This window comes from Priestia aryabhattai (assembly GCF_023715685.1).
GTDB lineage: Bacteria > Bacillota > Bacilli > Bacillales > Bacillaceae_H > Priestia > Priestia aryabhattai_B.
The window spans coordinates 1,040,296-1,065,998 of sequence record NZ_JAMBOQ010000001.1 but is presented as its reverse complement, the minus strand read 5'-3'; the positions used below and the strand labels follow the sequence as shown (position 1 = coordinate 1,065,998).

Genomic DNA, 25,703 nt, shown 5'->3' with positions numbered 1-25,703 from the left:
AAAGGAGGAGCAGTATGAAACCAAAAACAATTATTGATAAGCTTTGGGAACAACATGTTGTACGTCGAGAAGAGGGGAAGCCGGACTTATTATATATCGATCTTCATCTTATTCATGAAGTAACGTCCCCTCAAGCATTTGAAGGTCTCCGCGTGGCAAATCGCCAAGTGAAGCGTCCAGATTTAACTTTTGCTACAATGGATCACAACATTCCAACGGTTGACCGTTTTAATATTAAAGATCCGATTGCCAAGAAACAAGTAGACAAACTATCTGAAAACTGTCATGAGTTTGGTGTGAAGCTTTTAGATTTAACAAGTGAAGAGCAAGGAATTGTGCATATCATTGGACCGGAATTAGGATTAACTCAGCCTGGAAAAACCATTGTGTGCGGAGATAGCCATACATCTACTCACGGTGCATTTGGAGCGCTTGCTTTTGGTATAGGAACTAGTGAGGTAGAGCATGTTTTAGCAACACAAACGCTATGGCAAGCGAAACCAAAAACGCTACAAGTGAAAGTAAATGGCAAAAAGCAGCCTGGCGTTTATGCTAAGGACATTGTGTTAGCAATTATTCAAAAATTCGGCGTGAATTTTGGAACAGGTTCAATCGTAGAATTTACGGGCGAATGTATTCGCGATCTTTCAATGGAAGAGCGCATGACTATTTGTAATATGTCTATTGAAGCCGGTGCAAAAGCTGGTTTAATCAGTCCAGACGATGTCACTTTCTCTTATATTAAAGGGCGTCAGTATGCTCCTAAAGGAGAACAGTTTGAAAAAGCAGTGGAAGTTTGGGCAGCTTTAGCAACAGATGAAGGTGCAACATATGATGAAACGCTGGAAATTGATGCAGATACAATTGAACCTGTTGTAACATGGGGAACAAACCCGGCAATGAGTTCTTATGTTAGCAAGCAAGTTCCTACATTAGAAGAGTGTAAAACAGAAGCTGAGAGAAAGTCTTTGTCACGAGCACTTGAGTATATGGGCTTACAGCCTGGCATGGCAATAGAAGAGATCCCAGTTCAGCATGTGTTTATCGGTTCATGTACAAATGCTCGTTTGTCTGATCTTCGTGACGTGGCAGCCTTTATTAAAGGAAAGAAAGTGTCACCAGATGTGCGAGCGATGATTGTACCAGGTTCTCAAAAAGTAAAGCGAGTGGCTGAAGAAGAAGGGTTATCTGCTATTTTTATTGAAGCAGGTTTTGAATGGAGAGACTCAGGCTGCAGCATGTGTCTAGGCATGAACTCTGACTTAGTTCCACAAGGCGAACACTGTGCGTCCACTTCTAACCGCAACTTTGAAGGACGTCAAGGAAAAGGCGCTAGAACGCATTTAGTAAGCCCAGTAATGGCAGCAGCGGCAGCGGTATATGGACATTTTGTTGATGTACGCAAACTACAAGAACAAGCGGTGCGATAAGGAGGAGAACACAGATGAATGCTTTTACAATCCATACAGGGAAAGTAGCAGGTCTCGACCGAGCAAACGTAGATACTGATCAAATTATCCCAAAACAATTTTTAAAAAGAATTGAGCGTACTGGCTTTGGCCAATTTCTATTTTTCGATTGGCGATACAATGAAGATGAAACGTTAAATGAAACGTTTGAATTAAATCAGCCTCAAAATCAAGGAGCAACAATTCTTGTAGCTGACGAGAACTTCGGATGTGGTTCGTCACGTGAACACGCTCCATGGGCGCTTTTAGACTACGGGTTTCGTGCCATTATCGCACCTTCATTTGCAGATATTTTTAAACAAAACTGTCTAAAAAATGGTATTTTACCTATTGTTTTACCAAAAGAAGATGTTTCCTATTTAATGAAAGAGTCTCAAAGTGCTTCTTACGCCTGTACAATTGATCTTTATCAGCAAAAAATTACCGATGAAGCAGGTTTTGAACGTACGTTTGAGATTAATGGCCATTGGAAATATATGCTTGTTAACGGATATGATGAAATTGGCTATACGCTTTCTTTTGAAGACGACATTTCTGCTTATGAAGCAAAAACGGTAAGATATTAACCAAAAATCGAGCAAAATCATCATTTTGCTCGATTTTTTTGCGTTCCGTTAATCGAATTGCTAAACTGTAAAGCAAATGGACCGCGAAGTGGGGAGAAAACATGTCGAATGAACAACAAAACAAAATTGTAGCTTTTCCTCTATTAAAAGAACGGTTGGTTGAAAAAGCTACAGATCATATGCAGCACAAGCAATTTCAAGAAGCACTTCCTTTATTTGAACAGGCCTACGAACTTGATAATAAGCACCATGAAATTTTGCTTGGCCTTGTTATTTGTCACGTGGAGCTCGGTGATGCAGGCATAGCTAAGGAATTATGTGAGCAAATGCTGAAAGAAGATATTGGCGATTATTATCATAATTTGCAAATGTACCTCATGGTGTTAATTCAGCTTGGTCACTATCATGAAGGATATGTCACTCTACAAGCAGTTATTCAAGAACACAAACTCCCTTCTGAACATGCTGAACAGCTTTATCAGCTATTGGAATTCTGCAAGAATAGAATGAATCAAGAACAAGTCATAGAAGAACAAACAGAAGAAGAACAGCTAGAGCAGTTTAAATCGTTCACAGCTCTAGATAATATTCAAGATCAGCTTGAATGGGTTCATTCATTAAAAACAAAGAGAATTGAAAAACAGCGCTTCTTCCTTGAACAACTATTTTCATCCGAAGCTGTTCACCCTATCGTAAAAACAGTCGCTTTAAAAACAGTCATGGAAGAAGAAGTAGATATTGATTTTATGATTAGTAAGTTTGGAGAGACGAAAAAAGTAAATGCGCTTCAGCTTCAAAAAACAACACCGTATCTGTTTGCCGAGCAAGTAGAAGAGCAGCTGACGGAAAAGCTGGAGCATGAAAACCCTACATTGCTGCAGGTTGCTATTGAGATATGGCAGCGGCATTTATTTATTACATTTCCGTTTCTACCGGGTGATAATGTAAAACTTTGGACAGAAGCGGTGTATGCTGTTAGTCTGATGATGCAAGGAGAAGAGTCAGATGCAGCTATAGCAGAGGAAGACGGAAGTTTCTCCGTATCTGAATTAAGAAAGGCAATTAAAGAACTAAAAGAAATTGAAGAAATTTCTTTTATATAAAATGTGGTGTTTAGTTGAAACGTCATTGTTGTATGTTATAATATAATGGTTGTAAAATGCACTTAAATACGTATAGTAGAATTTCATCTTTACATTACATTCCTACTTACTTTAAAGTAATAGGGAGTTAAATAGATAATGGTTGAGGTTTGAACTGATAGGCTATCTGCATTATCTAATTTAGAAATCACTACTTAAAATGATTTTGGAGGGAAACATTCATGTCTGCAAAATGGGAAAAACAAGAAGGAAATCAAGGCGTTTTAACAGTAGAAGTTGAAGCTGCTGAGTTTGATAAAGCCTTAGATAAAGCATTCACAAAAGTTGTAAAACAAGTAAACGTACCAGGGTTCCGTAAAGGTAAAATGCCTCGTCCACTTTTCGAAAAACGTTTTGGCGTAGAATCTTTATACCAAGATGCACTAGACATCTTATTACCTGAAGCTTACAGCAATGCAATTGTTGAAGCTGGTATCGAGCCGGTTGATCGTCCAGAAATCGATGTTGAAACAATCGAAAAAGGACAACCTCTAGTTTTTACTGCTAAAGTAACTGTTAAGCCTGAAGTTAAATTAGGCGAATACAAAAACTTAGAAGTAGAAAAAGTAGATACAACTGTAACAGATGAAGACGTTGAAGCTGAATTAAAAACACTTCAAGAGCGTCACGCTGAGCTAGTTGTTAAAGAAGAAGGAACAGTAGCTGAAGGCGATACAGCTGTAATCGACTTTGAAGGTTTCGTTGATGGCGAAGCATTTGAAGGCGGAAAAGGCGAAAACTATTCTTTAGAAATCGGTTCTAACACATTCATCCCTGGCTTTGAAGAGCAATTAGTTGGTCTTGAAGTAGGCGCTGAAAAAGAAGTGGAAGTAAAATTCCCTGAAGAGTATCACGCTGAAGAGCTAGCTGGTAAAGCTGCTACATTCAAAGTGAAATTACACGAAATCAAATCTAAAGAGCTTCCAGCTTTAGACGATGAGTTTGCAAAAGACGTAGATGAAGAAGTAGAAACTTTAGAAGCGTTAAAAGCAAAAACAAAAGAAAAATTACAAAGCGATAAAGAGAACCAAGCAGAATCAGCTCTTCGCGACACTTTAGTAGAAAAAGCTGCTGAAAATGCTGAAGTAGAAATTCCAGAAGCAATGTTCAACACTGAAATGGATCGTATGATGCAAGAGTTTGAACAACGTTTACAAATGCAAGGCCTTAACCTTGAACTTTACTTCCAATTCTCAGGTCAAGATGAAAAAGCTCTTCGCGACCAAATGCGTCCAGATGCTGAAAAGCGTGTGAAAATCAACTTAACGCTAGAAGCTATTTCAAAAGCTGAAAATCTTGAAGTAAGCGAAGAAGAAGTAGAAAAAGAATTAGAAAACATGGCAGGAATGTACAACATGCCTGTCGAAGAAATTAAGAAAGTGCTTGGCAGTCTTGATAGCATTAAAGAAGACATGAAAGTACGTAAAGCAGTTGAATTTCTTGTAGAAAACAGCAAAGCTGTTGCATAATAGTAAGTAAGAAACAAGGCGCGACTTGATCGTGCCTTGTTTTATAAACTTCAATAGTTTTTTTATATCATAACCAACACCGTAGAAGCAGCTTTAACCCATTGTTTGAAATCCGTGGTTATGAAATAGGCCCAATAAGAGGACACTATATAATAGCAGATCTCCATTCTGTTATGCTCATCAATAACATATACATAAAACGTTTTAGTATCTATTCAAGAAAATGTATGGTAAAATGCAATACAAATCTTTTCATAGCGCTTTTACTATGTGATAAAGAAGGGCATTTACCTACAAATAGATGAGTTGTTCATGTTGTTGGGCTATAGCGCGGATAGAAATCAGCTTCGAGCACTTTAGTAAATACTACAAGGGGTGAAAATTATGTTTAAATTTAACGATGAAAAAGGGCAGTTAAAATGCTCATTTTGTGGTAAAACACAAGAACAAGTACGCAAGTTAGTTGCGGGTCCAGGTGTTTACATATGCGATGAATGTATTGAACTTTGCACGGAAATCGTAGAAGAAGAGTTAGGTACAGAAGAAGAAGTAGAATTTAAAGATGTACCAAAACCAAAAGAAATTCGTGACATTTTAGATGAGTATGTAATTGGTCAAGAGGATGCGAAAAAATCCTTATCCGTTGCAGTATACAACCATTACAAACGAATCAATTCAAACAGTAAAATTGATGACGTTGAGTTATCAAAAAGTAATATTGCATTAATTGGACCTACAGGAAGCGGTAAAACTTTACTAGCTCAAACGTTGGCTCGTATTTTAAACGTACCGTTTGCGATTGCAGATGCAACATCTCTAACAGAAGCAGGTTATGTAGGGGAAGATGTGGAAAACATCTTATTAAAATTAATTCAATCAGCTGATTACGATGTGGAGAAAGCTGAAAAAGGTATTATCTACATCGATGAAATTGATAAAGTAGCGCGTAAGTCTGAAAATCCATCTATCACACGTGATGTATCAGGTGAAGGTGTGCAACAGGCTCTTCTTAAAATCTTAGAAGGTACTGTAGCAAGTGTTCCTCCTCAAGGGGGACGTAAACACCCTCATCAAGAATTTATTCAAATTGATACAACAAATATCTTATTTATTTGCGGTGGTGCATTTGACGGAATCGAACCTATTATTAAGCGTCGCCTAGGTAAAAAAGTAATTGGATTCGGTTCAGAAACAAAACAACAAGACTTTACAGAAAAAGAGCTACTAGCAAAAGTATTACCGGAAGATTTATTAAAATTTGGTTTAATTCCAGAGTTTATTGGTCGTTTACCGGTTACTGCTAGCTTAGTGCCTCTTGATGAAGAAGCGCTAGTTGAGATTTTGACAAAACCGAAAAATGCACTAGTGAAACAATATCAAAAAATGCTTGAACTCGATGACGTTGAACTTGAGTTTGAAGACGAGGCTTTAGTAGAAATTTCTAAAAAAGCAATCGAGCGTAAAACAGGTGCTCGTGGTCTACGTTCAATCATTGAAGGTATTATGTTAGATGTAATGTTTGATCTTCCTTCACGTGATGATATTACAAAATGTATTATCACAGGTGAAACCGTTCGTGATCAAGCCGCGCCTAAGTTCGTATTAGAAGACGGATCTACAATTCAAGAAGGTAGCAAAACATCAGCATAAAAAAAGCCGGGTGCTCAATTTGAGTACCCGGCTTTTTTCTGTTGATGAAGGACAACTAAATTTTACTTTTTACTAGAATTTTGTTTATTCCTACTGCTGCAGGGAGATAATAACTGATAATTATCTTACTAAACTGCGCAGGAGGTTTATCTATGAACTGGACGAATATTGCCTTAATGGTCCAACTCTTTTTTGGTATCATCATTGGCTTATATTTTTGGAATTTATTACGTAATCAACGTACGCAAAAAGTCTCAATTGACCGGGATTCAAAGAAAGAAATGGAGCAATTGCAGAAAATGAGAGCCATCTCTTTAACTGAGCCGCTTGCCGAACGTGTAAGGCCGTCTAGCTTCTCCGATATTGTCGGACAAGAAGATGGAATTCGATCACTAAAGGCTGCCCTTTGCGGCCCTAATCCACAGCATGTTATTGTATACGGACCGCCTGGAGTAGGAAAAACAGCAGCAGCACGTTTAGTGTTAGAAGAAGCAAAGAAGAATAAAAAATCACCTTTTAAACAATCGGCTGTATTTGTAGAGTTAGATGCAACTACGGCGCGTTTTGATGAGCGAGGCATTGCAGATCCTTTGATTGGGTCTGTTCATGATCCCATTTACCAAGGAGCGGGTGCCATGGGCCAAGCTGGAATTCCGCAGCCAAAACAAGGAGCGGTTACAGATGCACACGGGGGAATTTTATTTATTGATGAAATTGGAGAGCTCCATCCTATTCAGATGAACAAGCTGTTAAAGGTTCTAGAAGATCGAAAAGTGTTTATGGAAAGCGCCTATTACAGCGAAGAAAACACACAAATTCCAACACATATTCACGATATTTTTCAAAATGGTTTGCCAGCAGACTTTCGTTTGATTGGTGCGACGACTAGAACACCTAATGAAATCCCGCCTGCCATTCGTTCCAGATGCGTAGAGGTATTTTTCCGTGAGCTTGATCGCGATGAAATTATTACAGTTGCTAAAAAAGCAGCAAATAAAGTAAGAATGGATATTTCAGAAGAAGGTTTGTCTCTTTTTTCTACATATGCACGCAATGGACGTGAAACGGTTAATATGATGCAAATTGCGGCTGGATTAGCGATATCAGAGGAGCGAACGGATATTAAAAATGAAGATATTGAATGGATTGTTCATTCTAGTCAACTATCTCCGAGACACGATCCGAAAATTGCAGATGAGGAAAAAGTGGGACTTATTAATGGGTTAGCGGTTTACGGGCCTAATTCTGGAGCTCTTTTAGAAATTGAAGTCAAAGCGATTCCTGCAAAAGAGAAAGGGAACATTATTATTACGGGTATCGTTGAAGAGGAAAGTATAGGGACTCAAGGGAAGTCTATTCGCCGTAAAAGTATGGCTAAAAGCTCCATTGAAAATGTCATAACCGTTCTTCGCTCAATGGATGTTCCAGCCGATGAGTATGATATTCATGTAAACTTTCCGGGAGGCGTGCCAATCGATGGACCTTCCGCTGGTATTGCTATGGCAACAGGCATCTACTCAGCGATTTATGAAGTGCCAATTAAACATACCGTGGCGATGACAGGAGAAATTGGTCTGCACGGTAATGTAAAGCCAATTGGCGGTGTGATTCCAAAAATCAAGGCAGCAAAACAAGCAGGAGTTCAGACGGTGATTGTGCCAAAGGAAAATATGAATGCAATGGTAGAAAAGGTAAAAGGTATCGATATTATTCCTGTCCATCATTTAACAGAGGTGTTTGAACAAGCACTATTACCTGTACATGAGCATGTTGCACATTTGTCGGTAGATTCTGCTATTTCAAAAAGAGAATCTAGCTAATCCTATCATGATAATTAAAAATTAATGGTTAGATGAATATTCACGCCTTTTTCGCGTATAAAATCTTTATACACAGCCAACGAAAAAGGCGTTTTTTTATGAAAAGAGCTTAAAAAGATATGTTTTGCCTTTTAATTCTTTCTCATGATACAATTAATAATTACTATTGTTAGACATGTGTATACAAATGAGATAAAATTGTTAAAAGAATTCACACTTTACATACTTTAATTGACGAGCATTGGAGGTGTTCATTGCATGGCAGAAAAAGAAAAAATGACAATGCCGCTACTGCCTTTACGAGGTTTAATCGTCTATCCGACAATGGTGCTTCATTTAGATGTTGGACGAGACAAATCTGTACAAGCATTAGAAAAAGCAATGATGGATGATCACTTAGTTTGTTTAGTATCACAAAAAGATATGGGTATTGATGAACCAACGAAAGAGGATTTATATAGAACCGGTACGTTAGCAAAAATTAAACAAATGCTAAAGCTGCCGAATGGAACGATGCGAGTCTTAGTAGAAGGACTAAATCGCGTAACCGTTACAGAATTTGAAGACAGCGAAGAATATTTTGTTGTTCACGTGGAAAAGCAAAACGAAGAACATCAGGTTGATGTAGAAGATAAAGCGCTGATGCGCACGCTTTTAGACTATTTCGAACAATACATAAAACTTTCCAAAAAGGTGTCCGTTGAAACTCTTTCAACCGTAAGTGACATTGAAGAACCAGGAAGATTAGCAGATATTGTAGCCTCTCATTTACCAATAAAAATTCAGCTTAAACAAGAAATTTTAGAAATAACTGATGTGAAAGAAAGATTAAATACGATCATTTCTCATATTCAAGACGAGCAAGAAGTTTTGCAGCTGGAGAAAAAAATTGGACAGCGTGTAAAGAAATCAATGGAACGCACCCAGAAAGAGTATTATCTTCGCGAGCAAATGAAGGCGATTCAAAAAGAGCTTGGAGACAAAGAAGGAAAGACGGGAGAAGTAGCAACCCTTCGCGAAAAAATTGAAGCAAGTGGGATGACTGACCATGTCAAACAAGTTGCGTTTAAAGAATTAGATCGCTATGAAAAAATTCCTGCTACCTCCGCTGAAAGCTCAGTCATTCGAAATTATATTGAATGGTTGATTGCGCTACCTTGGACAAATGAAACGGAAGATACGCTCGATATTCATAATGCTGAAAAAGTGCTGAACGATGAGCACTATGGTCTTGAAAAAGTGAAGGAACGCGTATTAGAATATCTAGCTGTACAGCAGTTGACAAAATCTCTTAAAGGTCCTATTTTATGCTTAGCAGGACCTCCTGGCGTAGGGAAAACGTCCCTAGCCCGCTCAATTGCTACGTCTCTAGACCGTCATTTTGTACGAGTATCTCTAGGAGGCGTGAGAGATGAGTCGGAAATTCGCGGTCATCGTCGCACGTACGTGGGAGCTATGCCTGGACGCATTATTCAAGGAATGAAAAAAGCAGGAACGATTAATCCGGTGTTTCTACTTGATGAAATCGATAAAATGTCAAATGATTTCCGAGGAGATCCGTCTTCTGCTTTGTTAGAAGTATTGGATCCTGAACAAAACCATAATTTCAGCGATCACTATATAGAAGAAACATATGATTTATCAAAAGTGATGTTCGTGGCTACAGCTAATAACTTAGCTACGATTCCGGGGCCGCTGCGCGATCGAATGGAAATTATTCAAATTGCTGGTTACACGGAGCTGGAAAAGCTTGAAATCGCGAAGCGTCACCTATTGCTGCGCCAGCTAGAAAATCACGGATTGCAAAAGGGCAATTTGCAGATTCGCGATGACGCGTTAACAGCAATCATTCGTTTATATACGAGAGAAGCTGGCGTTCGTAACCTTGAACGCGAAATTGCTTCAATTTGCCGAAAAGCAGCTCGTATCGTAGTCTCTGGTGAGAAAAAGCGCGTGGTGGTGACGGCCAAAACGATTGAAGAATTCCTTGGCAAGCCTAGGTTCCGTTACGGACAGGCTGAGACGGAAGATCAAGTCGGCGTTGCTACAGGTCTTGCTTACACAACTGTGGGAGGAGACACGTTAGCCATTGAAGTAAGTTTGTCCCCTGGTAAAGGAAGACTAGTGCTAACTGGAAAGCTTGGAGACGTGATGAAAGAATCAGCCCAGGCAGCATTTAGCTACGTGCGTTCAAATGCAGAGAAACTAGGAATTGATGAAAAGTTTTATGAAAAACATGATATCCATATCCATGTTCCAGAAGGAGCTGTACCAAAAGATGGACCTTCTGCAGGGATTACCATTGCCACTGCTCTAGTATCGGCACTGACGGGTAAACCAGTGCGTAGAGAAGTGGGAATGACAGGAGAAATTACACTAAGAGGTCGCGTATTACCAATCGGTGGTTTAAAAGAAAAGTCACTTAGTGCACATCGTGCCGGATTAACTAAAATATTAATCCCTCATGATAATGAACGTGATATTGAAGATATTCCTGACAGTGTACAAGAGGAATTAGACATCGTTCTTGTGTCACATGTGGACCAAGTATTGGAACATGCGCTAGTAGGAGAGGTAAAATGAAAGTAACTCAAGCTGATATTGTCATCAGTGCCGTACGCCCTGAACAATATCCTAAAGAAAACCTGCCAGAATTTGCTTTAGCAGGCCGTTCAAATGTAGGAAAATCATCTTTTATTAATAAGATGCTCAATCGCAAAAGCTTAGCGCGTACGTCGTCTAAGCCTGGAAAAACTCAAACGCTTAACTTCTTTTTAATTAATGAAATCCTTCACTTTGTAGACGTACCTGGCTACGGATTTGCAAAAGTGTCTAAAAAAGAGCGTGAAGCATGGGGGAAAATGATTGAAACGTATTTAACAAATCGTGACCAGCTTAAAGCTGTGTTAATGATTGTTGATTTACGCCATGCCCCTTCAAAGGATGACGTTATGATGTATGAGTTTTTGAAGCACCATGACATTCCTGTTATGGTCATTGCGACGAAAGCTGATAAAATTCCTAAAGGAAAATGGCAAAAGCATTTAAAAGTAGTGAGAGAAACGCTGGATTTAGATCCAAATGATGAATTAATTCACTTCTCATCTGAAACAGGTGAAGGAAAAGATAAAGCGTGGAAATCTTTGCAGTATCGCATGACTCACTAAACAAAGTAATAGAAGCATAAAAAATGGAACGTTTATCATCACTCTAACAGGAAGTGAGTCAAACGTTCCATTTTTTAACTTGTTTACATAGATTACTTTCGTTTGAAAAATAATAAATATAGCCCAACTAGTAACAATAAAATAGGCCAGAAGGTTGTTAAATAATTTACGCCGTCTTCAACTTTTGGCAAAAATAGTTTAAGACGGTCTGAAAACATCATTAAAATGGCAATAATTAAAAGGGTGCCGCCTTGGAAAAAGCCTGATTTGGCTTTTCTAGCACTGAGTAAAAAGCTAATAGCCACCATAAAAACGACCATGCTAATATTCGTAGGCCAAAAGGAAATTTGTTCACTTACATAGAAATGAATACCTAAAGTGATTAATATGTAGCTTGCAAGCAAGTTTGAATGATCTTGAGATAAAGCAGACTCAGTTAACAGTGCTGCTCCTATTAAAATTAACAGTACAGGCCACGTGTATACCTTTGCTGCAATGCTCATATGTAGTTCATTCAGTAAAAAAAAGATTCCAAATCCAACTAGTAAGACACCAAAAAACATTGATTGCTTTTTCATAGTAACCTCCAGGTGTTTCAAAACAGAAAACGTGATAAAACGCTGCTTTTTTGATACAATTTATTACGGAATAACAGTTAATATCTTAACACATGTTTTCAAAGACTGTTCACATTTTTTTTTCGAATGATCTATAGAACATGTTATAATAGTTAGAGATAAGGCGAAGCTTACATCTGTGTAACGTCCGCCGTTTTTTACGAATAGTAGAATGGAAAACGCCGGATTTTACGGGCAGTTATCTCACTGTAGCTCTTTGAAAATTTAGGGGTTACTGCCCGTAAAATTCGGATAAATAAGCACATTTCAATTATAGGGGGTATGTACAAATGCATATTATAGCAGTCGGCTTAAACTTTCGAACAGCCCCTGTTGAAATAAGAGAAAAGCTTAGTTTTAATGAGCAAGAACTAGCATCTGCCATGAAAACGTTAAGCGGCCAAAAAAGTATTTTGGAGAACATCATTGTTTCAACATGCAATCGTACGGAAATTTATGCTGTTGTTGATCAATTACACACGGGCCGTTATTATGTAAAAGCATTTTTAGCTGAATGGTTCGGAATAGATAAAGAAGAGTTTTCGCCTTATTTAACCATCTATGAAAATGATGGAGCCATCGAACATTTATACCGAGTAGCATGTGGATTGGATTCAATGGTGATTGGCGAAACACAAATTCTTGGACAAGTGCGTTCAAGTTTTTTGCTTGCTCAAGAAGAAGAAACAATTGGTACAGTTTTTAATCAGCTGTTTAAACAAGCTGTGACATTAGCTAAAAAAGCTCATCATGAAACAGAAATTGGTGCGAATGCAGTTTCTGTCAGCTATGCAGCTGTAGAGCTTGCTAAAAAGATTTTTGGAGACTTATCATCCAAACACGTATTGATTCTTGGTGCGGGAAAAATGGGTCAGCTTGCCGTACAGAATTTATATGGCAGCGGAGCTAAAAAAGTAACGGTAGTGAATCGAACATTTGAAAAGGCACAGGAGCTAGCAAACCGTTTTTCTGGAGAAGCCAAACCATTTGCTGATCTTCAACATGCTTTAAGTGAAGCAGATATCTTAATTAGTTCAACAGGAGCTAATGACTATGTAGTAACGAAACAAATGATGAGTGAAGCTGAGCGTACGCGTAAAGGTCGCCCATTGTTTATGGTGGACATCGCCGTTCCGCGTGACTTAGATCCAGAACTAGACGAGCTAGAGACGGTCTTTTTATACGATATCGACGATTTAAACGGGATTGTAGAATCTAACTTGCAAGAGCGTCAAAAAGCTGCGGATGAAATTGAAATTATGGTTGAAGCTGAAATTGTTGCTTTCAAGTCTTGGCTTGGTACATTAGGCGTTGTGCCTGTTATTTCTGCACTTCGTCAAAAAGCACTTACCATTCAAGCTGAAACGATGAAAAGCATTGAACGTAAGCTCCCAGATTTATCTGAGCGTGAGCGCAAAGTTTTAAATAAACATACAAAAAGTATAATTAATCAACTTCTTCGCGATCCAATTTTACACGCGAAAGAATTGGCTGGAGAGAAACATGCTGAAGAGTCTTTAGAGCTGTTCATGAAGATTTTTAATATTGAACAGGAAGTTGCTTTGCAAAAAGAAAAAGAAGAGCAGCTTCATACATCGATTACGTCTCATTCAGTAGCTTATCAGTCTTAAGTGAGGATTGAATAATGGTTGATATGGAATTAACCAGAATCTATGAATTGATTGTGATTTTATACGCGGCGAGCGTTTTATTATATTTTATTGATTTTGTACAAAATAACCGGAAGGCAAATTCGATAGCCTTCTGGTTACTTTCTATTGTGTGGGTTTTGCAAACAGCCTTTTTAATCTTACGAATGTTTGAGACGGGAAGGTTTCCTATTCTTACCGTTTCTGAAGGGCTGTATTTTTACGCGTGGGTGTTAATTACTCTTTCACTTGTGATTAATCGCTTATTTCGCGTTGATTTTATGGTGTTTTTTACAAATGTGATTGGTTTCTTAATTATGGCTATTCATACGTTTGCTCCACTTGAAACATACACTGCTGTCCAGTCGGAGCGCCTTGTGTCAGAATTATTAATCATTCATATTACCATGGCTATTTTATCTTACGGCGCTTTTTCAGTCTCTTTTGTTTTTTCCGCTCTGTATCTTGTTCAGTATAATTTATTGAAAAAGAAGAAATGGGGCAAGCGCTTGCTAAGAATTGAGGATTTAACAAAGCTAGATTACATGTCCTATGTATTAATTTTAATTGGTGTACCGCTGTTATTGCTTTCGTTAATCTTAGGAATCATATGGGCTTATATTAAATACGTAGATTTTCATTGGTACGATACAAAAGTGTTAGGTTCATTTTTAATGTTTGTTGCATACAGCGCGTATTTGTATGCTAGACTGCGTAGAGGTATTCAAGGAAAGGCAATCGCGATGTGGAATATCGGATTGTTCTTAGTCTTACTTATTAATTTCTTTTTATTTGGCAGTTTATCGAATTTTCACTTTTGGGGTTCGTAATTAGGAGGACAACATGCGAAAAATTATTGTCGGCTCTCGTCGAAGCAAACTTGCGTTAACACAGACTAAGTGGGTCATTGAACAGTTAAAAAAACAAGGTCTTCCTTTTGAGTTTGAAATTAAAGAAATGGTTACAAAAGGTGATCAAATTTTAAATGTAACGCTGTCCAAAGTGGGCGGTAAAGGTCTTTTTGTAAAAGAAATTGAACAAGCCATGTTAGATGAAGAAATTGATATGGCCGTTCATAGTATGAAAGATATGCCGGCTGTCTTGCCAGAAGGATTAACGATTGGATGTATTCCTTTACGAGAAGATCATCGTGATGCGCTTATTTCAAAAAATGGTGAGCGATTTGAGGAGCTACCAAGCGGTGCTGTGATTGGGACAAGCAGCTTGCGTCGAGGGGCACAGCTTCTATCTATGCGTCCAGATATCGAAATTAAATGGATTCGAGGAAACATCGACACACGCCTAGAGAAATTAAAAAATGAAGATTACGATGCGATTATCTTGGCAGCTGCAGGGTTATCTCGTATGGGCTGGTCGAAAGATACGGTCACTCAGTACTTAGAGCCGGAAATAAGCGTTCCTGCTGTAGGACAGGGAGCTTTAGCTATCGAATGCCGAGAAAATGACCATGAATTATTATCGCTTCTTCAAGCTCTAAATCATGATGAAACGGCTCGTGCTGTTAGAGCTGAACGCATATTTTTAAAAGAGATGGAAGGCGGATGCCAAGTGCCGATTGCGGGGTATGGGCGTATATTGGACGATCGAAACATTGAGCTAACGTCGCTAGTCGCTTCTCCTGATGGCAAAACGATTTACAAAGAGCAAATTACGGGAAAAGACCCCGTTGCTATCGGTTCAGAAGCTGCTGAGCGCTTAACATCTCAAGGAGCTAAGCTTTTAATTGATCATGTAAAAGAGGAGCTGGACAAGTAATGAGTCATGAGGCTCCTCTTTTTTTGAAAAAAGTTTTGATTACAAGAGAAGCGAAGCAGGCTCATTCATTTGCAACACAGATTAAAAAGCTGGGGGGGATACCTTTAAGCTTACCAGTCCTCACGTTCGCACGTTCTAGCAATGAACAAGAAGTGGAAGATGTCCTGCTGTCGATTGGCTCGTTTGATTGGGTTGTTTTTACAAGTCAAAACGGCATTTCTTTTTTCTTCGAATGGCTAAAAGAGTTAAATATCAGTTGGAGTGCTTTAAAAAGATTAAAAGTGGCTGCGGTGGGAGAAAAAACCGCAAAATTGCTAGAAAAACACGATGTTAACGTGCAACTTGTTCCAAAAGAATACGTTGCGGAATCACTTCTTGAGTCGTTAAAAGCAAATGTTTCACATCACGAGCGAGTTCTCCTTGTACGAGGACAATTAGCCCGCTCTGTTTTAAAAGATGGGTTAAAAGAGTGTGAGATAACGGATTTAATCGTATATCAGACCATTCGAAATCAAGACTCTGAACGGTTGGTTAAGCAACATTTAGAAATAGGAATTGATGCTATTACTTTTACAAGTTCTTCTACGGTGAGATTTTTTGTTGAGTCAGTTAAAGACATTCCGAATTGGCTTGAGCTTGTGAATAGAACCAAAGTTATTTGTATTGGTCCTATTACAAGTCAGACAGCGAATGAATATGGAATTAAGCATCTTGTTCCTAGCACGTACACAATAAATGGTATGATAGATATGTTGGTTAGTTGTTTTAAATAATAAAGGAGGATTTTAACATGAAAGATTTACAATTTACACGTCATCGTCGTCTTCGTAATTCTGTAAATATGCGTGCGCTTGTACGTGAAACCTATTTACATCCCGAAGACTTTATATATCCTATTTTTATTGTAGAAGGTGAACAAAAAAGAAATGCTGTAAAATCAATGCCAGGTGTGGATCAAATTTCTTTAGACTACTTGAATGATGAAATCCAAGAGTTAGTCGATTTAGGAATCAAGTCAGCTATGGTATTTGGTGTTCCCGCTGAAAAAGATGCGGTTGGCTCACAGGCGTACCATGACCACGGAATTGTCCAAAAAGGTATTCGTCAAATTAAAGAAAACTTTCCAGACTTTGTTGTTATTGCAGATACATGTTTATGTCAATACACAGATCATGGCCACTGTGGTGTAATTGAAGACGGAAAAATCTTAAACGATCCTAGCCTTGACTTATTAGCTCGTACAGCGGTTAGTCAAGCTGAAGCAGGAGCGGATATTATTGCGCCTTCAAACATGATGGACGGTTTTGTGGCGGCTATTCGCCACGGTCTAGACGAAGCTGGATTTGAAGATGTGCCTGTGATGTCTTATGCTGTTAAATATGCATCTGCCTTTTACGGACCATTCCGCGATGCAGCGCATTCTTCTCCTCAATTTGGAGATCGTAAAACATATCAAATGGACCCAGCCAATCGCTTAGAAGCACTTCGAGAAGCAGAATCTGATGTAGAAGAAGGAGCAGATTTCTTAATTGTAAAACCGGCTCTATCTTATTTAGATATTATGCGCGATGTGAAAAATACGTTTAATTTACCGGTAGTGGCTTATAATGTGAGCGGTGAATATTCAATGATTAAAGCGGCAGCTCAAAACGGCTGGGTAAATGAAAAAGAGATTGTTCTTGAAAAATTAATTAGCATGAAGCGTGCAGGAGCGGATTTAATTGTAACGTATCATGCTAAAGACGCAGCACGCTGGTTATCTGATAAGTAATTAAGGAGGCTTACACATGAGAAGTTATGAAAAGTCAAAAGCAGCTTTTTTAGAAGCGCAGCAATTAATGCCGGGTGGAGTAAACAGTCCTGTTCGTGCATTTAAATCAGTAGATATGGATCCTATCTTTATGGAACGAGGAAAAGGCGCTACGATTTACGATATTGACGGCAATAAATATATTGACTACGTCCTATCATGGGGACCTTTAATTCACGGACATTCCAACGATCAAGTAGTTGAAGCAGTAAAAAAAGTAACGGAATCTGGTACAAGCTTTGGTGCACCAACGTTAATTGAAAATGAGCTTGCCAAGGTTGTGATTGAGCGCGTGCCTTCAATCGAAATCGTCCGTATGGTGAGTTCAGGTACGGAAGCAACGATGAGCGCACTGCGTTTAGCACGTGGCTATACGGGCCGCAACAAAATTTTGAAATTTGAAGGGTGCTACCATGGACACGGTGACTCTCTTCTCATTAAAGCTGGCTCAGGCGTAGCAACGTTAGGCCTACCAGATAGTCCAGGAGTGCCTGAAGGAATCGCTAAAAATACGATTACAGTGCCGTACAATGATTTAGAAAGCGTACAATATGCTTTTAAAGAATTCGGAGATGACATTGCCGGAGTAATCGTTGAACCGGTAGCAGGAAATATGGGTGTGGTACCGCCTCAGCCAGGTTTCTTACAAGGGCTTCGTGATATCACATCAGAATATGGCTCACTGCTCATTTTTGATGAAGTAATGACAGGGTTCCGCGTAGCGTACAACTGTGCACAAGGCTACTACAACATTACGCCTGACTTAACTTGCTTAGGAAAAGTAATCGGTGGTGGTTTACCAGTAGGTGCTTACGGTGGTAAAGCTGAAATTATGGAGCGAGTTGCACCAAGCGGCCCAATTTATCAAGCAGGTACATTATCAGGTAATCCACTTGCGATGACAGCTGGATACGAGACATTAACGCAGCTGACACCTCAATCTTACGACGAGTTCATTCGTAAAGCAGATCGATTAGAAGAAGGATTGATGGCAGCAGCTGAAAAATATGATGTGCCGTTTACGGTAAACCGAGCTGGTTCAATGATTGGATTCTTTTTTACAAACGAACAAGTAATAAATTACGAAACAGCGAAAACATCCAATTTAGATTATTTTGCAGCTTACTATCGTGAAATGGCTAATGAAGGCGTGTTTTTACCTCCTTCTCAATTTGAAGGAATGTTTTTATCAACTTCTCATACAGATGCAGACATTGAACATACAATTGCTGCAGCTGAAAAAGCTTTTTCGAAGTTACGTGGATAAACAGCTAAATCAGATTGACTTTTATACCAAAGCTTACGGAGGATTCCGTAAGCTTTTTTAGTTTTAAAGACATATTTTAATTTATTTGTTCATACATCTTTAATGACCGCGCTATTACCTGGCGGGTGTTGGAAGGGGGAGAACAATTTGTCGCAGGATAATTTATCATGTCTGCGTTTTTCCGTAGAAGAATCAGTATGGTTTCAAAAAGGACAGGAAGTCTCACAACTTTTGTCTATCTCCTTAGAGCCTCAAGTATCTATTCAAGAATATGACCAATATGTGTCTATTCGAGGAGCATTACAATTAACAGGTGAATACGAAACGTACGAGGGAGAGCACTCGTTACGAGAATATACAAATGAGAATCAAGTGCAATCTATCTCTGTCCGTGAAGACGGAACGGCTGAATTATCACATCAATTTCCTGTTGATATTACCATTCCTAAAAATCGTATTCAAAGTATTGAAGACGTATATGTATCTATCGATTTATTTGATTATGAATTGCCAGGCACAAATCAGCTGCAGCTAATGGCTGACTTGTCCATCACAGGATTGTACGGAGAACAGCATGAAGAACGTGAAGAAGAGGAAGAGTTTGCGGAAGAACAGCATGAAGAACAGCATGAAGAACGTGAAGAAGAAGAAGAGTTTGCGAAAGAACAGCACATCGTATCCTATGAAGAAGTGGACGATGCTGAAGAGGTATATACTGAAAACTTTGCTCTAGAAGAAGAAGAGAAAGAAGAAGAGTTTGATTTAAGCTACCGTGAAGCTCCAGAACTTCTAGAGGAAGAGGCTAGTGAAGAAGATCCTTCAGAAGAGCCGCCTAGTTATTTTTCATCTGTATTTAAAAAAGAAGCTCGTGCTGAGCCGGTCGTTGAATACGAAGATGAAGCATATGAACCATTTGAAGTCGAAGTGAAAAAAGAAGCGCAAATCGAGGAAGAAAGAGAAGACAACGTGATTGAGCTTGTTCAGCTTCGTCAAGAGCAAGAAAGCTTAGAAGAATCGCAAGCTAGTGAATTGAATGCGTATGCTGAAGTCCAAGAAGAAGCTGAGCAAGAAGAGGAAAAGATTATTGTTGAATTTCGTAAAGAAGAAAATGAAAGCGGACGAAATGAAAACGCCCTTTATTTAACAAAGCTCTTTTCTCGGGAAGAAGAAGCTTTTTCAACGTGGAAGCTTTGTATTGTTCAAGACGGAGATTCGCTTGATACGATAGCAGACCGCTATAAAACGAATGTGCAAAATATTTTACGAGTGAATAATTTAGAAGATGAATATGAACTGGAAGAAGGAAGCATCTTAAATATTCCCGTTCGTTAAAGTCGGAAAGAAAACAGTTTTGACGCATATAATGTCTTAACTGTTTTCTTTATTTTTTATGAGAAAGGAGAATATAGATGCAGCGGACAGTAGCAGACTACAAAGTATTGTTAAAAGAATATGACTTAGATGTTGACTTTATCGAAGACTATGGAAAAGTAAAAAAAGTCTATACGAAAACTGGCGTATTTGCGCTTAAAGAAATGACGAATTATCAAGAGCGAAATCAGAACTTCATTCAAAAGCTGCAGAACGTGTATCAAAAAGGGTGGATGGGCTTTGTCCCTATTTATCAAACGAAACGTTCTCAGCCCATTGTTTCAGATGAAAGCGGCTCGTATTACTTAATGCCGTGGCTCCCAAATAATCCAACCGAAGAGCGTGATATTCGATATCATAAATTGTTTCAAGAGCTTGCTAAGCTTCACGGCGCTTCGGCGCAGGAAGTAGAAGTGAAAAAAGAAGATATAGAAAATCATTACACATCGATGAAAAAAACGTGGGAAAAACGTCAGGAAGAGCTGAAGCAATACGTAGTAGAATGTGAGAAGAAAGTTTATATGTCCCCGTTTGAATTGCATTACTGTACATTTTATTATGAAATGACGAGAGCGCTTGAATTTGGGTTTGGAAAGCTCGATCAGTGGAACGATGAAATGGAGGAAAAAGAAAAGATCCGGCTGGTTACTTCTCATGGAAAGCTATCGGCTAAACATTTTATTTATGACGAACGGGGAAATGGGTTTTTTATTAATTTTGAACATGCAAAAGATGCTTCACCTATTTATGATTTGGTCTCATTTTATTTCCGTACTCTTCGCACATACCCAGTAACTACCTATGACAGCTATGAGTGGTTTAGCACGTATGAAAAACATTTTGCTCTCAGAGAAGAGGAAAGGCTGCTTTTGCACAGTTATTTAGCGTTTCCAGAACCCCTGTATCAGTGTATCGTTCAATATAGGCATCATAAAGAAAGTAAAACGGAGCTTGAACATATGCAGTCATTTATTCGAGCATACTGGCTGACGAAAAATATTGAACAGCTGAATATTAAAATATTTGAAGTAGATCAGCAAAAAAAAATGGCAGCGGAAGCAGCTGCACAAGCCCAAGCGAACGAATAGCGCTTGGGTTTTTAAATCCAGTCGGAATATAAAGCAACCGCTAGTATGGCAAGCAGTGCCAACAACAGTACATCAAAGGTTGTAGGAAAAAATAGTGTACGTATACCTTGAAAAATTGTTAAAGGAACAATAAACTGTCCACAAGCCGCTCCTGCTGTTTTGAGCCACCGCTGCAGCTGATACGAATTTACATTTATTCGTTTCTTCATTTGTACATGCCCCTTTCAATCCACGTGCCCAGGTTAAAGTCAGTATATGAAAAAAGAAAAGAATGGTGCTATTTTTTTGAGTAAACTCTTCATTTTATTTCCAAATTTAGCGAGTGAATGAAAAAATAAAGAGCAGAACAAAAAAATTATGAATATTATCGTAAAAAAGTGGAGAAGATTATTGACGATTCAACATTTTTTCATATAGTATAATTAAGAGAAATTCATACATAAATACAGTGAATAGGAAGAGTACGGGATGTTCGTCTTTCAGAGAGAGAAATCAGTTGCTGTGAGATTTCTTAAGAATGTGCACTCGGAATGTCGCCTATGAGTAGCTTTTTTGAACAGCTGCATAGCTCAGTAGAAAAAGCCGGTTAATCAACCGTTATGAAATGAAGTGTATAGGCTTATCAAACGGGATACGTCTATAAAAAAAGGTGGTACCGCGAAATCAACTCCTTTCGTCCTTTTATTAGGAAAGGAGTTTTTTTATGTTTATAAAAGGTTTACACAGTTTCTAAAGACTGAAACTTTATATTATGGAGGTATACATTATGTCTGAAAAAGAAGTGACTCTTCCAACGAAGTATGATCCAAAAGCCGTTGAAGAAAATCGTTATCAGTATTGGTTAGACGGAAAGTTTTTTGAAGCAACAAACGACCCTGAAAAAGAGCCATACACAATTGTAATTCCACCCCCGAACGTAACGGGCAAGCTGCATTTAGGCCACGCTTGGGATACAACGTTACAAGACATTTTAACGCGTATGAAGCGCATGCAAGGCTATGACGTTCTATGGCTTCCTGGCATGGACCATGCAGGGATTGCAACGCAGGCAAAAGTAGAAGAAAAGCTTCGCAGCGAAGGGAAAAGCCGCTACGATCTAGGCCGCGAAAACTTTGTAGCTGAAACGTGGAAATGGAAAGAAGAATATGCAAGCTTTATTCGCCAGCAGTGGTCGAAGCTAGGACTTGGCTTAGACTATTCACGCGAGCGCTTCACGCTTGATGAAGGCCTTTCTAAAGCAGTACGTGAAGTATTCGTAACGCTTTACAAAAAAGGGTTAATCTATCGCGGAGAATATATTATTAACTGGGATCCAGCTACAAAAACAGCTCTTTCAGACATCGAGGTTATTTACAAAGATGTACAAGGTGCGTTTTATCATATGCGCTATCCGTTGGCAGATGGTTCTGGACATATCGAAATCGCAACAACTCGTCCTGAAACAATGCTAGGAGATACGGCTGTAGCTGTTCACCCTGAAGATGATCGCTATAAGCACTTAATCGGCAAAAAGGTTGTCCTTCCGATTGTAGGTCGTGAAATTCCAATCGTAGGCGATGATTATGTCGATATGGAATTCGGTTCTGGTGCGGTAAAAATTACACCTGCTCATGACCCGAACGATTTTGAAATTGGAAACCGTCATAATTTAGAGCGTATTTTAGTGATGAATCAAGACGGTACGATGAATGACAAAGCAGGTAAATATGAAGGAATGGACCGTTTTGCTTGCCGTAAGCAAATTGTTAAAGACCTTCAAGAAGCCGGTGTATTGTTCAACATTGAAGACCACATGCATTCAGTAGGTCATAGTGAACGAAGCGGTGCCGTTGTTGAACCTTATTTATCAACTCAATGGTTTGTAAAAATGCAGCCGTTAGCAGATAAAGCGGTAGATCTTCAAAAACAAGAAGAAAAAGTAAACTTTGTACCTGATCGTTTTGAAAAGACATATTTACACTGGATGGAAAATATTCGCGACTGGTGTATTTCACGTCAGCTTTGGTGGGGACACCGCATTCCAGCTTGGTACCATAAAGAAACTGGAGAAGTATACGTAGATCATGAAGCTCCAGCAGATATCGAAAACTGGGAACAGGATTCAGATGTATTAGACACATGGTTTAGTTCGGCACTATGGCCTTTCTCAACAATGGGCTGGCCGGATGTGGATGCAGCTGATTTCAAACGCTACTATCCAACAAACGTGCTTGTAACAGGCTACGACATTATTTTCTTCTGGGTATCTCGTATGATTTTCCAAGGTCTTGAATTTACGGGTAAACGTCCGTTTGACGATGTACTAATTCACGGTCTTGTACGAGATGCTGAAGGTCGTAAAATGAGTAAATCACTTGGTAACGGTGTAGATCCGATGGAAGTAATCGAGAAATACGGTGCCGATTCTCTTCGCTACTTCTTATCTACAGGAAGCTCACCAGGACAAGATTTACGCTTCAGCTTTGAAAAAGTAGAAGCGACGTGGAACTTTGCAAATAAGATTTGGAATGCTTCTCGTTTTGCATTAATGAATATGGACGGTATCACATTTGAAGAGCTTGATTTATCAGGCGAAAAATCTGTTGCTGATAAATGGATTTTAACGCGCTTAAATGAGACGATTGAGCATGTAACAAAATTAGCTGATAAATATGAATTCGGTGAAGTTGGACGCATTCTCTATAACTTTATTTGGGATGATTTCTGCGATTGGTACATTGAAATGGCTAAACTTCCTCTTTACGGAGAAGATGAAGCAGCTAAAAAGACAACTCGCTCAATTTTAGCTTATGTACTTGATAACACAATGCGACTTTTACATCCATTCATGCCGTTTATTACCGAGGAAATTTGGCAAAGCTTGCCGCATGAAGGCGAATCGATTACAGTAGCTAAATGGCCGGAAGTCCGCGCTGAGCTTTCTGATAAAGAAGCGGCTAACGATATGCGTTTACTTGTAGATATTATCCGCGCTGTTCGTAACATTCGTGCTGAAGTGAATACGCCGATGAGCAAACAAGTAAAATTATTTATCAAAGCTAAAGATGAAAATATTCAAAGCCAGCTTGAAAAGAATCGTGCGTATGTAGAGCGTTTCTGTAATCCAAGTGAGCTTGTGATTTCAACAGATGTTTCATTAGATGAAAAAGCGATGACTGCTGTTGTAACAGGCGCAGAATTAATTTTACCTCTTGAAGGTTTAATTAATATCGAAGAAGAAATCGCGCGTTTAGAAAAAGAATACGACAAGTTAAACAAAGAAGTAGAACGTGTACAAAAGAAATTAAACAACCAAGGCTTTATTGCAAAAGCGCCTGCTAAAGTAGTAGAAGAAGAGCGTGCAAAAGAGCAAGATTACGTTGAAAAACGTGAAGCTGTTCAGTCTCGTATTGCTGAATTACGCGGATAATCAATGGGTTAATGAATTAACAGAAAAAGCGTGGCTTGTATAGCGACGCTTTTTCTTTACATAATAATAGCGATGGAAAAGAAAGGTGAATAAAAGATGATAACGACATATGAAGAAGCGCTTGATTGGATTCATAACAGACTTCGCTTTGGAATCAAGCCGGGGTTAGAACGAATGGAATGGATGTTAGAGCAGCTTGACTATCCGCAGCAAAATATAAATGCTATTCATGTTGCTGGGACCAATGGTAAAGGTTCTACCGTTTCTTATTTGCGAAACATATTAGAAGAAGCAGGATATAAGGTTGGAACGTTTACTTCCCCTTATATCGAAACATTTAATGAGCGGATTAGCGTGAATGGACAGCCTATTTCAAATGAAGCAATGACCGCTCTTGTTCAGGAAGTAAAGCCTGTGGTGGAGCGACTAGAACATACAAGCTTAGGGTCAGCAACGGAATTTGAAGTGATTACAATCATGGCTTTTCTTTATTTCGGCTATCATAATTCAGTTGACTATGTTGTCTTTGAAACAGGTCTGGGTGGACGATATGATTCAACAAATGTTGTGAATCCTATGGTGAGTATTATTACAAACATTGGATTTGATCACATGGCGATACTAGGTGATACGGTAGAAGAAATTGCAGCAGAAAAAGCGGGAATTATAAAAAAAGAAGTCCCGATTATTACTGGTGCAGAGCAAGTGAAGGCGCTTGACGTCATTACAGAAGAGGCAAAGTCGAAGCAGGCTTCGTTATTTGTGTTAGGAAAAGAATTTGAAATTGAAAACTATGAGCCCTTAGCAAATGGAGAAGGCTTTGCGTTAAAAACGCCGTATGAAACATTTGAACACTTGCAATTAAATATGCTTGGCTATCATCAAGTTAAAAATGCAGCTTTGGCTGTAATGGCCGTTTGTTATTTAAAAGAAAAGAAAAAGCTCTCTATCTTCAATGAGCAAATTATGAAAGGGATTCAGCATACAAAGTGGAACGGCCGCTTTGAGACGGTGAATGAGCATCCTTTAACGATTGTTGATGGCGCTCATAATGCAGAAGGCATTGATAGCTTATTATCTACTTTACGCCTTCATTATGAAGGTCGAAACATTCATTTAGTCTTTAGTTGCTTAAACGATAAAAGCGCTGATCGAATGGTCCAGGAACTTGAAACAATCGCCGCAAGTATTACATTTACATCGTTTGATTTTCCTCGTGCTCGCGCGGCTCAAGAGCTTTATGAGATGAGTACTCATCATGATAAACATATGAACGAAGAGTGGAAAAAAGCGATTGCTTACGTACAGGAAAAGGCGACCGGTGAACAAGACATGATCGTAATTACAGGGTCTCTGTATTTTATATCGGAAGTGCGGGCTTTTCTTCTAAAATGAGCAAAAGTAGCAAGTGAAATCTTGCTGCTTTTAACACA

General features: G+C 38.8%; 20 protein-coding genes and 1 other annotated feature. Of the genes, 18 read left to right on the top strand and 2 right to left on the bottom strand.

Annotated elements, in window-relative coordinates:
* Positions 1 to 14 precede the first annotated feature (14 nt).
* From leuC to yihA, 8 genes are all read left to right on the top strand, one after another.
* Positions 15 to 1,430, top strand: coding sequence for a 3-isopropylmalate dehydratase large subunit (gene leuC / locus M3225_RS05525; RefSeq protein ID WP_251391585.1), 1,416 nt, complete (start codon positions 15 to 17; stop codon positions 1,428 to 1,430).
* Between the two features lie 14 nt (positions 1,431 to 1,444).
* Positions 1,445 to 2,035 (top strand): 3-isopropylmalate dehydratase small subunit, encoded by a 591-nt coding sequence (gene leuD / locus M3225_RS05520; RefSeq protein ID WP_251391584.1) that lies wholly within the window; start codon positions 1,445 to 1,447, stop codon positions 2,033 to 2,035.
* A 101-nt stretch (positions 2,036 to 2,136) separates the two neighbouring features.
* The gene (locus M3225_RS05515) at positions 2,137 to 3,138 is read left to right on the top strand and encodes a tetratricopeptide repeat protein (protein WP_251391583.1); all 1,002 of its coding nucleotides are present in this window, start codon (positions 2,137 to 2,139) and stop codon (positions 3,136 to 3,138) included.
* A gap of 221 nt (positions 3,139 to 3,359) precedes the next feature.
* Positions 3,360 to 4,646 (top strand): trigger factor, encoded by a 1,287-nt coding sequence (gene tig / locus M3225_RS05510; protein WP_251391582.1) that lies wholly within the window; start codon positions 3,360 to 3,362, stop codon positions 4,644 to 4,646.
* A gap of 384 nt (positions 4,647 to 5,030) precedes the next feature.
* Positions 5,031 to 6,296 (top strand): ATP-dependent protease ATP-binding subunit ClpX, encoded by a 1,266-nt coding sequence (clpX, locus tag M3225_RS05505; RefSeq protein WP_013059367.1) that lies wholly within the window; start codon positions 5,031 to 5,033, stop codon positions 6,294 to 6,296.
* A gap of 152 nt (positions 6,297 to 6,448) precedes the next feature.
* On the top strand, positions 6,449 to 8,116 hold the full coding sequence (gene lonB / locus M3225_RS05500) for an ATP-dependent protease LonB (RefSeq protein WP_251391581.1): 1,668 nt from the start codon (positions 6,449 to 6,451) through the stop codon (positions 8,114 to 8,116).
* A 258-nt stretch (positions 8,117 to 8,374) separates the two neighbouring features.
* Positions 8,375 to 10,699 (top strand): endopeptidase La, encoded by a 2,325-nt coding sequence (gene lon / locus M3225_RS05495; RefSeq protein ID WP_251391580.1) that lies wholly within the window; start codon positions 8,375 to 8,377, stop codon positions 10,697 to 10,699.
* A complete protein-coding gene (gene yihA, locus M3225_RS05490; RefSeq protein ID WP_251391579.1) occupies positions 10,696 to 11,283 on the top strand; it encodes a ribosome biogenesis GTP-binding protein YihA/YsxC in 588 nt (195 codons plus the stop codon). Before lon ends, yihA begins: the two co-directional genes overlap by 4 nt.
* A 92-nt stretch (positions 11,284 to 11,375) precedes the next feature.
* Here yihA and M3225_RS05485 read toward each other — a convergent pair whose 3' ends face one another.
* The gene (locus M3225_RS05485) at positions 11,376 to 11,861 is read right to left on the bottom strand and encodes a LiaF transmembrane domain-containing protein (RefSeq protein ID WP_251391577.1); all 486 of its coding nucleotides are present in this window, start codon (positions 11,859 to 11,861) and stop codon (positions 11,376 to 11,378) included.
* 329 nt (positions 11,862 to 12,190) lie between these two features.
* Between M3225_RS05485 and hemA the strand changes: the two genes are divergently transcribed.
* The 8 genes from hemA (at position 12,191) to ysxE (ending at position 20,861) form a co-directional block, all read left to right on the top strand.
* On the top strand, positions 12,191 to 13,531 hold the full coding sequence (gene hemA / locus M3225_RS05480) for a glutamyl-tRNA reductase (protein ID WP_251391575.1): 1,341 nt from the start codon (positions 12,191 to 12,193) through the stop codon (positions 13,529 to 13,531).
* A gap of 14 nt (positions 13,532 to 13,545) precedes the next feature.
* Positions 13,546 to 14,379, top strand: a complete 834-nt coding sequence (locus M3225_RS05475) for a cytochrome C assembly family protein (RefSeq protein WP_025750612.1) — start codon at positions 13,546 to 13,548, stop codon at positions 14,377 to 14,379.
* Between the two features lie 13 nt (positions 14,380 to 14,392).
* On the top strand, positions 14,393 to 15,325 hold the full coding sequence (gene hemC, locus M3225_RS05470; RefSeq protein ID WP_251391572.1) for a hydroxymethylbilane synthase: 933 nt from the start codon (positions 14,393 to 14,395) through the stop codon (positions 15,323 to 15,325).
* The gene (locus M3225_RS05465; protein ID WP_251391570.1) at positions 15,325 to 16,098 is read left to right on the top strand and encodes a uroporphyrinogen-III synthase; all 774 of its coding nucleotides are present in this window, start codon (positions 15,325 to 15,327) and stop codon (positions 16,096 to 16,098) included. The genes hemC and M3225_RS05465 overlap by 1 nt, the downstream gene beginning before the upstream one ends.
* A 17-nt stretch (positions 16,099 to 16,115) precedes the next feature.
* A complete protein-coding gene (gene hemB / locus M3225_RS05460) occupies positions 16,116 to 17,096 on the top strand; it encodes a porphobilinogen synthase (protein WP_251391568.1) in 981 nt (326 codons plus the stop codon).
* Positions 17,097 to 17,112: 16 nt separating this feature from the next.
* Positions 17,113 to 18,402 (top strand): glutamate-1-semialdehyde 2,1-aminomutase, encoded by a 1,290-nt coding sequence (gene hemL / locus M3225_RS05455; RefSeq protein WP_013059357.1) that lies wholly within the window; start codon positions 17,113 to 17,115, stop codon positions 18,400 to 18,402.
* A gap of 147 nt (positions 18,403 to 18,549) precedes the next feature.
* Positions 18,550 to 19,734, top strand: a complete 1,185-nt coding sequence (gene spoVID / locus M3225_RS05450; RefSeq protein ID WP_251391566.1) for a stage VI sporulation protein D — start codon at positions 18,550 to 18,552, stop codon at positions 19,732 to 19,734.
* A gap of 77 nt (positions 19,735 to 19,811) precedes the next feature.
* Positions 19,812 to 20,861, top strand: coding sequence for a spore coat protein YsxE (gene ysxE / locus M3225_RS05445; RefSeq protein ID WP_251391564.1), 1,050 nt, complete (start codon positions 19,812 to 19,814; stop codon positions 20,859 to 20,861).
* A gap of 11 nt (positions 20,862 to 20,872) precedes the next feature.
* Here ysxE and M3225_RS05440 read toward each other — a convergent pair whose 3' ends face one another.
* On the bottom strand, positions 20,873 to 21,070 hold the full coding sequence (locus M3225_RS05440; protein WP_013059354.1) for a hypothetical protein: 198 nt from the start codon (positions 21,068 to 21,070) through the stop codon (positions 20,873 to 20,875).
* A 230-nt stretch (positions 21,071 to 21,300) separates the two neighbouring features.
* Positions 21,301 to 21,545 (top strand) — a binding site (T-box leader).
* A gap of 82 nt (positions 21,546 to 21,627) precedes the next feature.
* On the opposite strand from M3225_RS05440, the gene M3225_RS05435 reads away from it, so the two are divergent.
* Positions 21,628 to 24,270 carry a valine--tRNA ligase gene (locus tag M3225_RS05435; RefSeq protein ID WP_251391562.1) on the top strand — a complete coding sequence of 881 codons (2,643 nt, stop codon included), beginning with the start codon at positions 21,628 to 21,630 and terminating at the stop codon, positions 24,268 to 24,270.
* Between the two features lie 96 nt (positions 24,271 to 24,366).
* Positions 24,367 to 25,665, top strand: a complete 1,299-nt coding sequence (locus M3225_RS05430) for a bifunctional folylpolyglutamate synthase/dihydrofolate synthase (RefSeq protein ID WP_251391560.1) — start codon at positions 24,367 to 24,369, stop codon at positions 25,663 to 25,665.
* The last annotated feature ends 38 nt before the right edge of the window (positions 25,666 to 25,703 follow it).

What these genes read in the sequence shown, in the direction of transcription:
- M3225_RS05440 (WP_013059354.1), bottom strand. Translation starts at nt 21,070, where the DNA reads ATGAAGAAACGAATAAATGTAAATTCGTATCAGCTGCAGCGGTGGCTC.
- M3225_RS05465 (WP_251391570.1), top strand. Translation starts at nt 15,325, where the DNA reads ATGAGTCATGAGGCTCCTCTTTTTTTGAAAAAAGTTTTGATTACAAGA.
- leuD (WP_251391584.1), top strand. Translation starts at nt 1,445, where the DNA reads ATGAATGCTTTTACAATCCATACAGGGAAAGTAGCAGGTCTCGACCGA.
- yihA (WP_251391579.1), top strand. Translation starts at nt 10,696, where the DNA reads ATGAAAGTAACTCAAGCTGATATTGTCATCAGTGCCGTACGCCCTGAA.
- hemB (WP_251391568.1), top strand. Translation starts at nt 16,116, where the DNA reads ATGAAAGATTTACAATTTACACGTCATCGTCGTCTTCGTAATTCTGTA.
- hemL (WP_013059357.1), top strand. Translation starts at nt 17,113, where the DNA reads ATGAGAAGTTATGAAAAGTCAAAAGCAGCTTTTTTAGAAGCGCAGCAA.
- leuC (WP_251391585.1), top strand. Translation starts at nt 15, where the DNA reads ATGAAACCAAAAACAATTATTGATAAGCTTTGGGAACAACATGTTGTA.
- M3225_RS05475 (WP_025750612.1), top strand. Translation starts at nt 13,546, where the DNA reads ATGGTTGATATGGAATTAACCAGAATCTATGAATTGATTGTGATTTTA.
- hemC (WP_251391572.1), top strand. Translation starts at nt 14,393, where the DNA reads ATGCGAAAAATTATTGTCGGCTCTCGTCGAAGCAAACTTGCGTTAACA.
- M3225_RS05485 (WP_251391577.1), bottom strand. Translation starts at nt 11,861, where the DNA reads ATGAAAAAGCAATCAATGTTTTTTGGTGTCTTACTAGTTGGATTTGGA.
- lonB (WP_251391581.1), top strand. Translation starts at nt 6,449, where the DNA reads ATGAACTGGACGAATATTGCCTTAATGGTCCAACTCTTTTTTGGTATC.
- tig (WP_251391582.1), top strand. Translation starts at nt 3,360, where the DNA reads ATGTCTGCAAAATGGGAAAAACAAGAAGGAAATCAAGGCGTTTTAACA.
- ysxE (WP_251391564.1), top strand. Translation starts at nt 19,812, where the DNA reads ATGCAGCGGACAGTAGCAGACTACAAAGTATTGTTAAAAGAATATGAC.
- M3225_RS05435 (WP_251391562.1), top strand. Translation starts at nt 21,628, where the DNA reads ATGTCTGAAAAAGAAGTGACTCTTCCAACGAAGTATGATCCAAAAGCC.
- hemA (WP_251391575.1), top strand. Translation starts at nt 12,191, where the DNA reads ATGCATATTATAGCAGTCGGCTTAAACTTTCGAACAGCCCCTGTTGAA.
- M3225_RS05430 (WP_251391560.1), top strand. Translation starts at nt 24,367, where the DNA reads ATGATAACGACATATGAAGAAGCGCTTGATTGGATTCATAACAGACTT.
- M3225_RS05515 (WP_251391583.1), top strand. Translation starts at nt 2,137, where the DNA reads ATGTCGAATGAACAACAAAACAAAATTGTAGCTTTTCCTCTATTAAAA.
- lon (WP_251391580.1), top strand. Translation starts at nt 8,375, where the DNA reads ATGGCAGAAAAAGAAAAAATGACAATGCCGCTACTGCCTTTACGAGGT.
- clpX (WP_013059367.1), top strand. Translation starts at nt 5,031, where the DNA reads ATGTTTAAATTTAACGATGAAAAAGGGCAGTTAAAATGCTCATTTTGT.